The 13163-nt window shown below is 68.3% G+C and carries 15 protein-coding genes; 6 read left to right on the top strand and 9 right to left on the bottom strand.

Features of this window, described 5'->3' with window-relative positions:
- Nucleotides 1-16 precede the first annotated feature (16 nt).
- From ACK4YQ_RS13095 to purC, 3 genes are read right to left on the bottom strand one after another with little or no spacing between them, the layout of a single operon-like run.
- A complete protein-coding gene (locus ACK4YQ_RS13095; RefSeq protein WP_409611857.1) occupies nucleotides 17-376 on the bottom strand; it encodes a hypothetical protein in 360 nt (119 codons plus the stop codon).
- Complete coding sequence (purS, locus tag ACK4YQ_RS13090) at nucleotides 373-612, bottom strand: phosphoribosylformylglycinamidine synthase subunit PurS (RefSeq protein ID WP_409611856.1); 240 nt, start codon at nucleotides 610-612, stop codon at nucleotides 373-375. The genes ACK4YQ_RS13095 and purS overlap by 4 nt, the downstream gene beginning before the upstream one ends.
- Nucleotides 612-1367 carry a phosphoribosylaminoimidazolesuccinocarboxamide synthase gene (gene purC / locus ACK4YQ_RS13085; protein ID WP_409611855.1) on the bottom strand — a complete coding sequence of 252 codons (756 nt, stop codon included), beginning with the start codon at nucleotides 1365-1367 and terminating at the stop codon, nucleotides 612-614. The genes purS and purC overlap by 1 nt, the downstream gene beginning before the upstream one ends.
- Nucleotides 1368-1615: 248 nt before the next feature.
- Here purC and ACK4YQ_RS13080 point away from each other — a divergent pair, with 248 nt between their 5' ends.
- A complete protein-coding gene (locus ACK4YQ_RS13080; RefSeq protein ID WP_409611854.1) occupies nucleotides 1616-1939 on the top strand; it encodes a DUF1476 domain-containing protein in 324 nt (107 codons plus the stop codon).
- 529 nt (nucleotides 1940-2468) lie between these two features.
- Nucleotides 2469-3068 (top strand): metalloregulator ArsR/SmtB family transcription factor, encoded by a 600-nt coding sequence (locus tag ACK4YQ_RS13075; RefSeq protein ID WP_409611853.1) that lies wholly within the window; start codon nucleotides 2469-2471, stop codon nucleotides 3066-3068.
- Here the strand turns inward: ACK4YQ_RS13075 and ACK4YQ_RS13070 are convergent.
- Nucleotides 3065-3670 carry a 2-hydroxychromene-2-carboxylate isomerase gene (locus ACK4YQ_RS13070; RefSeq protein WP_409611852.1) on the bottom strand — a complete coding sequence of 202 codons (606 nt, stop codon included), beginning with the start codon at nucleotides 3668-3670 and terminating at the stop codon, nucleotides 3065-3067. The genes ACK4YQ_RS13075 and ACK4YQ_RS13070 overlap by 4 nt on opposite strands.
- Nucleotides 3671-3685: 15 nt before the next feature.
- A complete protein-coding gene (locus ACK4YQ_RS13065) occupies nucleotides 3686-4432 on the bottom strand; it encodes an SDR family NAD(P)-dependent oxidoreductase (protein ID WP_409611851.1) in 747 nt (248 codons plus the stop codon).
- 96 nt (nucleotides 4433-4528) lie between these two features.
- Here ACK4YQ_RS13065 and ACK4YQ_RS13060 point away from each other — a divergent pair, with 96 nt between their 5' ends.
- Both ACK4YQ_RS13060 and ACK4YQ_RS13055 read left to right on the top strand, forming a co-directional pair.
- Nucleotides 4529-4987, top strand: a complete 459-nt coding sequence (locus tag ACK4YQ_RS13060) for a winged helix-turn-helix transcriptional regulator (RefSeq protein WP_409611850.1) — start codon at nucleotides 4529-4531, stop codon at nucleotides 4985-4987.
- A 169-nt stretch (nucleotides 4988-5156) separates the two neighbouring features.
- On the top strand, nucleotides 5157-6656 hold the full coding sequence (locus ACK4YQ_RS13055; RefSeq protein ID WP_409611849.1) for a flavin-containing monooxygenase: 1500 nt from the start codon (nucleotides 5157-5159) through the stop codon (nucleotides 6654-6656).
- A gap of 24 nt (nucleotides 6657-6680) precedes the next feature.
- Here the strand turns inward: ACK4YQ_RS13055 and purB are convergent, their stop codons facing one another.
- From purB to ACK4YQ_RS13040, 3 genes are all read right to left on the bottom strand, one after another.
- Nucleotides 6681-7988 (bottom strand): adenylosuccinate lyase, encoded by a 1308-nt coding sequence (gene purB / locus ACK4YQ_RS13050; protein WP_409611848.1) that lies wholly within the window; start codon nucleotides 7986-7988, stop codon nucleotides 6681-6683.
- A 62-nt stretch (nucleotides 7989-8050) separates the two neighbouring features.
- On the bottom strand, nucleotides 8051-9583 hold the full coding sequence (locus ACK4YQ_RS13045) for a spinster family MFS transporter (RefSeq protein ID WP_409611847.1): 1533 nt from the start codon (nucleotides 9581-9583) through the stop codon (nucleotides 8051-8053).
- A 134-nt stretch (nucleotides 9584-9717) separates the two neighbouring features.
- Nucleotides 9718-11016: a spinster family MFS transporter gene (locus tag ACK4YQ_RS13040; protein WP_409611846.1), complete on the bottom strand. Its 1299-nt coding sequence runs from the start codon at nucleotides 11014-11016 to the stop codon at nucleotides 9718-9720.
- A gap of 349 nt (nucleotides 11017-11365) precedes the next feature.
- Between ACK4YQ_RS13040 and ACK4YQ_RS13035 the strand changes: the two genes are divergently transcribed.
- Nucleotides 11366-11989: a glutathione S-transferase family protein gene (locus tag ACK4YQ_RS13035; RefSeq protein ID WP_409611845.1), complete on the top strand. Its 624-nt coding sequence runs from the start codon at nucleotides 11366-11368 to the stop codon at nucleotides 11987-11989.
- Between the two features lie 260 nt (nucleotides 11990-12249).
- Nucleotides 12250-12690 (top strand): hypothetical protein, encoded by a 441-nt coding sequence (locus ACK4YQ_RS13030; protein WP_409611844.1) that lies wholly within the window; start codon nucleotides 12250-12252, stop codon nucleotides 12688-12690.
- Here the strand turns inward: ACK4YQ_RS13030 and ACK4YQ_RS13025 are convergent, their stop codons facing one another.
- Nucleotides 12691-13062, bottom strand: a complete 372-nt coding sequence (locus ACK4YQ_RS13025) for a YbaN family protein (RefSeq protein ID WP_409611843.1) — start codon at nucleotides 13060-13062, stop codon at nucleotides 12691-12693. It abuts the gene before it with no gap.
- Nucleotides 13063-13163 lie beyond the last annotated feature (101 nt).

Here is a 13163-nt window from a genome sequence, read left to right as displayed (position 1 = left end):
AAGCCGCTGCGGCCGCTCAGTTCGTCCGACGCGCCTGGCTCAGCGACTCAAGATAGGCGAGAAGCTGGTCATATCCCGCCTTTTCGCCATAGCCGCAGCCCGTCGTCCGCCCGCCGGCCTGCCGCACGATCGCCGGGTGGCCCGGCGCACCCTCGCGGGTGACGACATACGAGGTGCGGCCGTCCTCGGCGTTGATGTAGCGGTATGGTTCCCCCGGGGCCTGCGCCTCGACGAACCCTGGCTGGGCCGCGACGGCCTGCACGAGGGCGTCGAAACCCCGGGCGCAATCCAGCGCGACAGGCTGCGGCGGCGCCTCGGCCGCCGGAGCGCAGGCGCCTAGCGCCAGGAGGATCAGGATCGGAGCCCGCCGGCTCACGCCAGCTCGACGCGGTAGCTTTCGATGACGGTGTTGGCGAGCAGCTTCTCGCACATGGCCTTCACCTCGGCCTCGGCGGCGGCCCTGTCGGCGGCCTTCAGGTCGAACTCGATGGTCTTGCCGACACGCACGTCGGCGACATCGCCCCAGCCGAGGCCGTGCAGCGCGTTCTCGACAGCCTTGCCCTGAACGTCGAGCACGCCCGGCTTCAGGAAGACGTGGACCTTGGCTTTCACTAGTGCAGACCTCCTTGGATCACCGTCGGCATCTCCTTCATGATGCCGAGCCGCCGGGCGACTTCGGTGTAGCTCTCGATGACGTCGCCCATGTCGCGGCGGAAGCGGTCCTTGTCGAGCTTCTCGCTCGTCTGGGTGTCCCACAGGCGGCAGGAATCGGGGCTGATCTCGTCGGCCAGGATCACCCGGGCGTAGTCGTTCTCCCAGATGCGGCCGAACTCGACCTTGAAGTCGACGAGCGTGATGCCGACGGCGCCGAACATGCCAGACAGGTAGTCGTTCACCCGCAGGGTCAGGGCCATCATGTCGTCGATCTCCTGGGTCGAGGCCCAGTTGAAGGCGGTGATGTGCTCCTCGGTGACCATCGGGTCGGAGAGCTTGTCGTCCTTCAGGTAGAATTCGATGATCGAGCGGGGCAGGGGCTGGCCCTCGGCCAGGCCGAAGCGCTGCGACAGGCTGCCGGCCGCGATGTTGCGGCACACCACCTCCAGCGGGATGATCTCGACTTCGCGGATCAGCTGCTCGCGCAGGTTCAGGCGCTTGATGAAGTGGTTCTGCACGCCGATGGCGTTCAGCCGCGTCATCACGAACTCGCTGATGCGGTTGTTGATCACGCCCTTGCCTTCGAGCACGGCTTTTTTCTGGGCGTTGAAGGCGGTGGCGTCGTCCTTGAAGTACTGGATCAGCGTTCCAGGCTCAGGCCCCTCGTAGAGGATCTTGGCCTTGCCCTCGTAAATCTTCTTGCGGCGGGTCATCTCTCGCCTTCTCCAGGAGCCAGGGCTTGGCCGGTTGCGGAAGCGACAAAAAACGCGCGCGACGGGGTCCCAGCGCGCGCGGCTCCGACTCGGCCTCCGGCTCGATATGAGGCGCGCGGGAAATTAGCGGAAGGCAGGCGCCGGCGCAAATATCTCGCCGAATGGAGAAAATGGTCCGGCGCGTTTCGATTGCGGCGGGCGCGGGCGCAGAGTATGCAACGCCGACCGTACCGCTTCCCGGGGAAACCATGACGACCTTCGACGATCGTGAGCAGGGCTTCGAGAAAAAGTTCGCGCTCGATCAGGAACAAGAGTTCAGGGCCGGAGCCCGGCGCAACCGCATGCTCGGCGAGTGGGCGGCCGGTCTGATGGGCCTGCAAGGCGATCGCGTGGCCGAGTATTCCCGCGCCGTGGTGAAGTCGGACCTGGAGCTGCCAGGCGACGAGGACGTGCTGCGCAAGGTGTTCGAGGACCTCAAGGGCTCGGGCGTGCAGATCACCGAAGGCGACGTGCGCATGAAGATGGCCGAACTCCTGGCCCAGGCGCGCGAACAGGTGAAGGCGGGACAATAGTCCCGCCGCGGCCTGCGGGCCGCGCTTTCCCAGATCTCAGAAACCTGAAAGAGCGGATGCAAAAAAGGCGACCCTAGGGGTCGCCCTTCGCCGCTTCGATCTATCCGCGCGAGGCAAGCCTCGGAAGCGCCGCGGACCCCCTTGCCCCACGACCCTGACTCAGGGCCGCAAGCTCTCGTTGCGGTTCTTATCGTGCGGCGACGGTTCGACCACAAACGATTTCAGGAAGCTTGGCCGAAAGAAGGCGGCCCCCTGTGCCCTGGCGGACACAGCCGGCGAGCTGCAGCCCGCCGTGAAATGGCCTTTTTGCGGACCTTTCTGCGCCGCACCGGGTGGCGACAAATGCATCGTCGGCCGGTCAGACACCTCGCGCTCCGGATCCTGAACAGCCCCCCAGCCCCTCGGATCGCGATGGGACCGGCCGACTCCCCCCCTTCCCATCGGACACCTGCTCCGCCCCGTGCGGGGCTTTCGCGCGCGCGCAAACTTTGATATCCATCTAATTAGATATCTTTCGAAGGAGCGCGTCGTGGCTGACGAGGATCTTCACACCCTGCTCGCCTTCTTCAAGGCTATGGCGAACGAGAGCCGGCTGCGGATCGTGGGTCTGCTCGCCGAACGCGAGCGCAGCGTCCAGGAATTGGCCGAGACCCTCGGCTTGAGCGAGCCGACCGTCTCGCACCATCTGGCGGCGCTGAAGGCCATCGGCCTGGTCAGCGTGCGTCCGGAAGGGGTGGTGCGCTGGCACGCCCTGGAGCCCGCGGCGCTGGCCGAGCTCAACCGGGCCCTCCTGGAGCCGCGGACCATGAACGCCCTGGCCGCGCCCGCAGAGTCCCGGGACGCCAAGATCCTCTCCGGCTTCATCGACGCCGAGGGCCGGCTGAAGACCATTCCCGCCAGCCGGCGCAAGCGCTGGGTGGTGCTGGAGTGGCTGATGGAGGCCTTCGAGGAAGGTCGGGACTATCCGGAAGCGGAGGTCAATGCGCGGCTGCAGGCGCGCCATTGGGACAGCGCCACCCTGCGCCGGGAACTCGTCGGGCACGGCATGATGACTCGCAACGCCGGCGTCTACCGCCGCGCCCCGTGCGCCGACTGGCGCCCGTTCGACAGGGCCAAGCCCGAAGGCTAGGCGGCGCTCAGGGCCTCCTCGACCTGGCCCAGCCGGTCCTTGCCGAAGAACATCTCCTCGCCGACGAAGAAGGTGGGGATGCCGAAGACGCCGCGGGCCGCGGCGGCCTCTGTGTTGGCCATGAGGGCGGCCTTCACCTCCGGCTCCTGGGTTGCGTCCAGCAGCGCCTGGCCGTCTAGGCCGGCGGCGTCGAGCACGCGGGTGAAGACCTGCGGGTCGTCCATCTTCTGGCCGTCCTCCCACATCGCCGCCAGGACCGCGTCCAGGTAGCGCTGGCCCACCCCCGCCCGCTCCGCGGCGATCATGCCGCGCATGATCAGCAGGGTGTTGACCGGAAAGTGCGGATTGAAGCGGTAGGCGGACAGGCCGTGCCTGGCCACGAAGCGCCGCGTCTCCAGGGCCTCGTACTCCAGCTTTCCCTTCACCGGGCCGAAGGCGACCATCGGCGGCTGGTTGCCGGTGAGCTTGAAGATGCCGCCCAGGAGGCAAGGGACGAGCTTGATCTCGGCGCCGGCGCGCGCGGCGATCTGCGGCAGCACCTTCAAGGCCAGATAGGCGTTGGGGCTGCCGAAGTCGAAGATGAACTCGACGGTTTTCGACATGTCGGGGCTTTCCTCTCACCAGGCCTCGGACCAGGGCCGAAGGTCCATCTCGTGGGTCCAGGCCGAGCGCTGTTGGTTGTGCAGCATCACGTAGCTGCGGGCGATCTCCTCGGGCTTGAGGATCTGGTCGCGGGCCAGGAGGTCCTCGACGTCGGGCCGGTTGGCGCGGGTGAAGACGCCGTCGATGGCGCCGTCGACGACCACGTGGGCCACGTGGATTCCCTTGGGCCCGAGTTCGCGGGCCATGCTCTGCGCGACCGCGCGCAGGCCGTGCTTGGCGGCGGCGAAGGCCGAGAACCCCTCGCGCCCGCGCAGGCTGGCCGTGGCCCCGGTGAACAGGATGCTGCCGCGGCCGCGGGGCGTCATCACCCGGGCGGCCTCCCGCCCCGTGAGGAATCCGGCGAAGCAGGCCATCTCCCAGACCTTGGTGAAGACCCGCGAGGTGGTCTCCACCACGCCGAAGCGCACGTTCGCGCCGATGTTGAAGACCACCACCTCCAACGGGCCGACGTCGCGCTCGATCGCGTCGAACAGGCCGACCATCTCGGCTTCGGACCTGGCGTCGACGCCATAGGCGCGGGCCTTGCCCCCCGACTGGCGGATCGTCTCGGCCAGACTCTGAAGCTGGTCGAGGTTGCGCGCGCGGCGCGTGACGCAGACCTCGTGCCCCTCGGCCGCGAAGGCGCGGGCGATCGCCCCGCCGACCCCGTCCCCGGCGCCCACCACCAGGCAGACGCCCTTGGACCCGGCTGTTCTTTCCACCGGCGACCTCCTGTAAGTTTAGAAACTGGACGGACTATGGTATTGAAACTGGACCCGGTCAATGGGAAGCCAGGGGCGGGGGCAAGGAGCACGGCGATGAAGTGGGACGACCTGGCCAAGGAGCCCTGTTCGGTGGCCCGTTCGCTGGCGGTGATCGGCGACCGGTGGACGCTGATGATCCTGCGCGACTGCTTCCTCGGCGTTCGCCGGTTCGAAGCCTTCCAGGCCCGGCTCGGCATCTCCCGCACCATCGTCGCCGACCGCCTGAAGCTGCTCGTCGAGGAGGGGGTGCTGCGCAAGGTCCCCTACCAGGACGGGCCGGCGCGCTACGACTACCGGCTGACGGACAAGGGGTTCGACCTCTATCCGGTCGTCATGGCGATCGTTCGCTGGGGCGACCGGCACTATGCGGGCGAGGCGGGCCCGCCGATCCTGCACCGGCACAGGGCTTGCGGCCACGACTTCCATCCGGTGACGACCTGCTCGGCCTGCGGCGAGCCGGTGGACGCGCGCGACGTGGAAACCCGCCCGGGGCCGGGCTTTAAGGGCTCCTGACGAACAAGCGTTCGAACGCTCTTGGCGGCGCCTGCGACATTGGTTATCAATGTTCAGTTATCTTGATCTTTATCAAGGTGGCGATCCGCCGAGGCCTGAGAGTTCGGCGGCGAGGAAACCGTCGGCGCTCCGGAACGGGGGCCGGCATCAGGGATGGAACCAAGGGCCGATGACCGCGACCGCTACGCTCGAGAAGCCAGCGCAGACCAAGACCGAACACTTCGACGTCCTCATCGTCGGGGCGGGGATTTCCGGAATCGGGGGCGCCTACCACCTGACAAAGCAGTGCCCCGGCAAGAGCTTCGTGGTGCTTGAGACGCTGGAGAGCTTCGGCGGCACCTGGCTGACCCACAAGTACCCCGGCATCCGTTCCGACAGCGACCTGTACACCTTCGGCTACCGGTTCAAGCCCTGGGTCGGCACGCCGATCGCCACCGCCGACGAGATCCTGAAGTACATGGGCGAGGTGATCGAGGACAACGACCTCGGCCGCCACATCCGCTACGGCCACACCATCAAGGCCGCCACCTGGTCCAGCAAGGACGGACTTTGGACCATCGAGGCGGTGCGCAAGGACACCGGCGAGACGGTCCGCTTCACCACCAACTTCCTCTGGATGTGCCAGGGCTACTACCGCCACTCCGAAGGCTACACTCCGGACTGGGACGGGATGGAGACCTACAAGGGCCGGATCGTCCATCCGCAGACCTGGCCGCAGGACCTGGACCTCAAAGGCAAGAAGGTGCTGGTGATCGGCTCGGGCGCCACCGCCGCGACCCTGGTGCCCAACATCGCCGACGAGTGCGCGCACGTGACCCTGCTGCAGCGCTCGCCCACATATTTCATCCCGGGCCGCAACGCCAACGAGCTGGCCGACACCCTCCGCGAGCTGGAGATCGATCCGGACTGGATCCACGAGATCGTTCGCCGCAAGATCCTGCACGATCAGGCCGCCTTCACCCGCCGCTCCTTCGAGGAGCCCGAGACGGTGAAGAACGAGCTCCTGGCCGGCGTCCGGGCCTTCCTGCCCGAGGACCTGGTCGAAAAGCACTTCACGCCGCGCTACCGGCCCTGGCGCCAGCGCATCGCCTTCATCCCGGACGGCGACCTCTTCCAGGCCGCCCGCAAGGGCAAGGTGTCGGTGGTCACCGACGAGATCGACCGCTTCACCGAGAAGGGCATTCTGCTGAAGTCGGGCGAGGAACTGGAGGCGGACGTGATCGTGACCGCAACCGGCTTCAACCTGAACGTCCTGGGCGACATCGACTTCACCATCGACGGCAAGCCGCTGAACTTCGCCGACACCGTGACCTATCGCGGGATGATGTTCACCGGCGTGCCCAACATGATCTGGGTGTTCGGCTATTTCCGCGCGAGCTGGACCCTGCGGGCGGACCTGATCGGCGACTTCGTCTGCCGGCTGCTCAAGCACATGCAGGACAAAGGCGCGAAGAAGGTCGAGGTGGCCCTGCGTCCCGAGGACAAGGACATGCCGCTGCTCGACTGGATCGACCCGGAGAACTTCAACCCGGGCTATCTGATGCGCGCGATGCACCTGCTGCCCAAGCGCGGCGACAAGCCCGAGTGGCAGCACACCCAGGACTACTGGGCCGAAAAGGACGAGCTTCCGGCGATCGACCTGGACGGGGCGGAATTCCGCTACAGCTAAGCCGTGGCGGCGGCGGCCGGGGCCTCAGCCCCGGCCGAACACGCGCTCGAAGATCACGTCGAGGTTCTTGAAGTGATAGCCGAGGTCGAACAGCTCTGAGAGTTCGGCGTCGGTCAGGTTCGGCCGTACGATCGGATCGGCCTTCAGGAAGTCGAGGAACTGGCCCTCGCCGCGCCAGACCTTCATGGCGTTGCCCTGGACGGCGCGATAGGCGTCCTCGCGGCTGACGCCCTTCTGGGTCAGGGCCAGCAGCACGCGCTGGGAATGCACCAGGCCGCCGAGGCGGTCGAGGTTCCTCAGCATGTTCTCCGGGTAGATCACCAGCCGCTCGACGACGCCGGCCAGGCGGCGCAGGGCGAAGTCCATGTGCACCGTGGCGTCCGGCGCGATGCCCCGCTCCACCGAAGAATGGCTGATGTCGCGTTCGTGCCAGAGCGCCACGTTCTCCATGGCCGGGACGACGGCCGAGCGGATCAGGCGCGCTAGCCCCGTCAGGTTTTCCGTCAGGATCGGGTTGCGCTTGTGCGGCATGGCGCTCGATCCCTTCTGGCCGGGATCAAAGGGCTCCTCGGCCTCGAGCACCTCGGTGCGCTGCAGGTGGCGGATCTCCACCGCCAGCCGCTCGATGGAGGAGGCGACCACGCCCAGGGCCGCGAAATAGGCCGCGTGACGGTCGCGCGGAATCACCTGGGTGGACACCGGCTCGACGGCCAGCCCCATCTTCTCGGCGACGTGAGCCTCGACCCGCGGATCCACGTTGGCGAAGGTGCCGACGGCGCCGGAGATGGCGCAGGTGGCGATCTCGAACCGCGCCATGGCCAGGCGCTCCTTGGCGCGCTGGAACTCGGCGTAGTGTCCGGCGAGCTTGAGGCCGAAGGTGGTGGGTTCGGCGTGGATGCCGTGGCTGCGGCCGACGCAGGGGGTCAGCTTGTGCTCGAAGGCCCGGCGCTTCAGGGCCGCGAGCACCAGATCCACGTCCTCGATCAGGAGGTCGGTCGACCGGGCGAGCTGCACCGCCAGCGCCGTATCGTTGACGTCCGAGCTGGTCATGCCCTGGTGCAGGAATCGCGCCTCGGGGCCGACGATCTCGGTGACATGGGTCAGGAAGGCGATGACGTCGTGCTTCACCTCGCGCTCGATCTCGTCGATGCGGTCGACGTCGAACACCGCGTCGCGGCCCTTCTCCCAGATCGTCTCGGCGGCGATCTTGGGGATCACGCCGAGCTCGGCCATCGCGTCGGCGGCGTGGGCCTCGATCTCGAACATGATATTGAAGCGGGTCTGGGGCGACCAGATCGCGGCGGCGTCGGGGCGGGCGTAGCGAGGGATCATGACGCGCGCCTTGGACTCCGGGCCGGGCCCGGAGTCAAGACGTCACGCCACAGCCTGTCCCCTCAGGCGGCCTCGCCGCGGGCCACGCGAGCCTCCGCCAGCGCCTTCACCAGGCCGAAGGAGCCCAAGAGGTAGTGGAAGGCGGCCCACAGGTAGAACAGGAAGGTCACGATGATGCCCTGGCGCGTGGCGAGGGCCGAGGCGGCCTGACACTGATCGACCAGGGCCTGGGGCGAGCCCTGCGGGGCGATCCCGCCGGGGCAGGCGGCTGTGAAGCTCGCCGCCGTCTCGCCGCCGCCGAACATGCCGGTCAGCGCCGACCAGATGCCGGTCTGCCCCGGATGGGCGAAGGCGTACTGGGCGAACTGGTCGATCAGCCAGCCGGTGAAGGGCGGGCCCCCGCCGAGCGCCAGGAGGTTCAGGAAGAAGAACAGGAGCGCGGTCGCCGTCGCGCGGCGGCGCGTGTCGACCATGTTCTGAACCACCCCGAACGTCGGGCCGAGGTAGGTGTAGTGGAAGATGCCCGGCACCAGGAGGATCAGGGCGGCCATCTCCCAGGTCGATTGGGTGTAGGCCACGATGTAGATCGGCGTGGCGATGGTCAGGCCGATGGCCGGGGTCAGGGGATACCAGCGCGGGCTGCGCCTGGAGAGCCGGTCTGTGAGGAAGCCGCCGACCAGGGTGCCGACCCCCGCCGAGAAGCCGCCGACGAGGCCGGTGATCAGGCCGACCTGGGCGTAGTCGAGGCCGAAGGTGCGGATGAAGTAGGGCGGGGCGAACTGGCCCGCGCCGTAGCCGGCGAAGGAGGCCAGGGTCACGCCCAGCACCATGTGCAGGACCGGCCACTTGCCGAACAGGATGCCGGTGACCGCGGCCATCTCCTTCAGCTCGTTGGCCATGGAGAACTTGGGAGGCGCCGGCTCGTGCACCTCGGCGGCGACGTCTTCGGCCAGGCTCGGGTGCGGTTCGGGCTCCGAATGGCCCCGGGGCGGCTCCTTGATCAGGAGCTTGATCGCCACGGCGATCAGGATGCCCGGCAGGCCCACCAGCATGAAGGCCACCCGCCAGGAGAAGTTCTGCGCCAGCCACCCGCCGGCCACGGCGCCGAACATGGTGCCGAGCGGAATGCCGAAGGAATAGACCGCCAGGGCCGAGGCCCGCTTCTTGGGCTCGTAGTAGTCGGAGATCAGCGAGTGGGCCGGCGGCGACAGGCCCGCCTCGCCGAAGCCCACGCCGAAGCGGTAGGCGGCCAGCATGGCGAAGTTGTGCGCGGTGCCGCACAGGGCCGTGAAGCCCGACCAGATCAGGATCGCCAGGGAGATGATGTTCACCCGGCTGAACCGTTCGGCCAGCCGCGCGATCGGGATGCCGAGCAGAGTGTAGAGCAGGGCGAAGTAGAGCCCGCCGAGAAGGCCGAGCTGGGTGTCGGTGATCTTCAGGTCGACTTTGATCGCCTCGCCGATGGTGGCGATGATCGTGCGGTCGATGAAGTTGAAGGTGTAGGCCGTGACCAGCAGGCCCAGGACCAGGTTCTTGTAGCCGTCGGAATAGACGGGCTTGGGTCCCGCCGCCGTGCCGCTCGCGCCCAACGCCATGAGCGATCCCCCCGTACGCTGATTATCCACTGCAAGGGCGGCGACTGTAGCCGCAAGCCCGTCGCAATGGCGAGGGGGGATTTCGAACGCGCGTTTGGCGCCCGCCCGGCTCGGCGGACGGGCGCCGAAGGCGATCAGCTCTCCATTTCTTCACGGATCGTGCGGCGGGCGATCCAGAACAGGGCGAAGGCGACGACGCCGGCCAGGGTGGACAGGATCAGCGCCCAGCGGACGCCCTCGGCCGAGCCCAGGCCCATGCCCGTGGACAGCACGTCGGAGAGAATGCCCACCGCCAGCGGGCCGAGCCCCAGGCCGATCAGGTTGATGATGAAGAGCAGGATGGCCGAGGCCGTCGCCCGCATGTGCGGCGGCACGATCGACTGGCCCGTCGCGTAGACCGGCCCGTACCAGAGCGAGCCCAGGAGCCCGTTCAGGATCAGGATGCTCATGGCCATCACGGCGGAGGGGGCGAGCATCGCCATGCAGAAGATCGGCACGCCGATCAGCGACGCGATCGCCGGCACCGCCACATAGCCGCGCAGGTCGGTCTTGGAGTAGCGGTCGGCGATGAAGCCGCCGAGCAGGGAGGAGATGGAGCCGGCGATTCCCGCCAGCAGGCCCAGCGCCAACCCCAGGAAGCCAAGGGACTGCAGGCCGAAATTGGACGCCAGGCGCTCGATCTCCGGCCCGTGGTTGCGCAGGAAGAACGAGGCGGTGAAGGGGGCGTGGCCGTAGCCGATGAAGGCCTTGATCGCCGCGCCGAACGCGATGAGCCAGAAGGTCCGCTTGGTGGCGAGCAGCGACAGGGTGGCGCCCAGGCTGGCCTGGTTGGCGTGGGCGATCCGGCGCATCTCGGCCGAGAGCTGCTTGCGCGGCTCGCGCAGGGTGGTCACCGCCAGAATCGCGAACAGAAGGCCGGGCGCCCCGGCGATCAGGAAGGCCGTGCGCCAGCCGTAGGCGTCGGCGATCAGCCCGCCCATCACCAGCCCCAGAAGCCCGCCGAGCGGCGTACCCATGGCGTAGAACGCCAGGGCCGAGGCCCGCTTCTCACGGGGGACATAGTCGGTGATCAGGGAGTGGGCGGGGGGCGTGCAGCCCGCTTCGCCCACGCCCACGCCGATCCGGAACAGGATCAGCTGGACGAAGTTCTGCGCCGCGCCGCAGAGCATGGTGAAGCCGCTCCAGGCGGCGATCGCCGTGCCGATGATCACCGGCCGGTTGCGGCGCTCGGCGAGGCGGGCGATCGGGATCCCGAGCACGGTGTAGAACAGGGCGAACGCCAGGCCGCTCATCAGCCCGAGCTGCCAGTCGGCCAGGCCCAGGTCGTTCTTGATCGGCTCGGCCAGGATGTTCACCACCTGCCGGTCCAGGAAGTTGATGATGTAGATACCGAGCAGCAGGCCCATGGCGTAGCGCCGGTAGCCCGCCGTCATCGAGGCGGGCGTGTGGTCTGGGAGGGCCCCTGCAGCGGCGGGCGCAGGTGCGCCAGCGAGAGCCTCCGTCGGTGCGGCGGGAGCGGTCATCGGCAAAAGTCCTCCACTAATCCAATCACATGTCGCGCATTCGCGCTTATGGCGGTCGTCAATCGGCCACACTAGCCGTGGCCGGTCACGCTCCGCCAATAGCGGGTTCGTGACCGCCGGCCCGGAAGCCGAACAGCCGCCGGGCGAACCAGTGTGGTCGGCCGAATGTGTCAGGCGCATTTCGTGAGGTCGAGAGGCCACTCTCGACAAGGCCGCCCCCCAGGGCCTAGGACGCGGGGCGTCAGCCAGGAGCCCGCCCATGGAACTCGTCATCGGCACCAGGAAGTGGTCGAGCTGGTCGATGCGGCCGTGGCTGGTGCTCAAGCACGTCGGCGCCGATTTTACCGAGACGCTGGTGGAACTGCGAGAGGAGGGGGTGACCCAGCCGGCGATCGCGGCCCATTCGCCCTCGGGTCTCGTGCCGGCGCTGAAGACCGACGGGATCGTGATCTGGGATTCCCTCGCCATCTGCGAGTTCCTGGCCGAGCGGTTCCCGCAGGCGCGGCTCTGGCCGCAGGACCCGCACGCCAGAGCCCTCGCCCGGGCGGCGGCGTGCGAAATGCACTCGGGTTTCCAGTCGCTGCGGGGCGAATGCCCGCTGGCGCTCGACGTCGCCCCCCACCGCCCCAGCCTGTCGCCGGCGACCGAGGCCAACGTCCGACGGATCGTCAGGCTCTGGTCCGATCTCCTGAACCGTTTCGGCGGGCCGTTCCTGGGCGGACCCGACTGGGGTGTGGCCGACGCCTTCTACACACCGGTGGCCAGCCGCTTTCACACCTATGGCGTTCGCCTGAGCGACTACGGCGACCTTGGCGCAGCTGGCGCCTACTGCGAACGCCTGCTGGAAACGCCTGAATTCCAGGCATGGGCGGCGGGCGCCTGAAGGGGCGGCGGGGGCGGGCTTGACGAGGCCGGCGGCGCCGTGACACACGGCCGCACATGGTTCACGCCCTGATCCAGCAGACGCAGCAGCAACGCCGCATGTCGGCGGGCGGCCGCGTGGGCCGGGACTGAGGCGGCGAGCCGACTTCAAGACCCAGAACTCCGCAAACCCCCGCCGGCCCTGGCGGGGGTTTTGGATTCGGCGCGCCGCATCCACGGGCCTCGCCGGGCGCCCGCGCCCTTCCAGAGAGACCCTGACCTATGACCCGCCTCCACTTCACGTCCGATGACGAGGTCGCAGAGATCGCCGACGGCGTGATCGCCCGGACCTTGCCCAAGGCGCGCTGGACCCATGCGGCCCACGTGGCCGCCGCCGCCTGGCTGGTGATGCGCCGCCCCGACATCGCGCCCGAGCGCGATATGCCGGGCCTGATCCGCGCCTACAATGAAGCCGTGGGCGGGGTTAACTCCGACACCGAGGGCTATCACGAGACGATCACCCAGGCCTCCCTGCGGGCGGTCCGCGCCGGGATCGCGTCTCTGCCGCCTGAAACCGCGGTGCATGCGGCCGTTCAGGCCCTGCTGGACGGCGGCCTCGACCGCAGCGACTGGCTCCTGGCCTACTGGTCCAGGGCCGTCCTGTTCTCGGTGGAGGCCCGGCGCGGCTGGGTGGAGCCGGACCTGAAGCCCCTGCCGTTCTGATCAGGACGCCGCCGGGCCGCTGGGGCGGCTGAGCACGAAGGCCGCGCAGGCGGCCAGGGCCGCCCCGACTCCCAGCGCCAGCGGCAGGCCGGGATGGACCACGGCGAAGAAGACCAGAAACCCGAAAGCCATGCCCGCGCAGGCCAGCGCCTTGGCCCTGGGCGGGATGGCCCCGTTCTCGCGCCAGGCCCGCAGGGTGGGGCCGAAGCGGGCGTGGTCGAGCAACCAGGCCTCGAGCCGCGGCGAGGAGTGGGTGAAACAGGCGGCGGCCAGGATCAGGAAGATGGTGGTGGGCATCAGCGGCACGAAGGCGCCGACGATCCCGAGCCCCGTCAGGACCAGCCCCAGCACAAGAAAGAGCCACCGCTTCATAGTTGAGAACCATTCGCGGAAATATGGGGCGTTGGAAAGGCGCCCAGCCGGCCGCTGACGAATAATCTCTACATTGCCGGCCTAGAACCGCGCCATCCTTC

Source organism: Phenylobacterium sp. (genome assembly GCF_046291545.1).
Classification (GTDB): Bacteria; Pseudomonadota; Alphaproteobacteria; order Caulobacterales; family Caulobacteraceae; genus Phenylobacterium.
The sequence above is the reverse complement of the archived record's forward strand: the minus strand, read 5'-3'. Positions and strand labels throughout refer to the sequence as shown.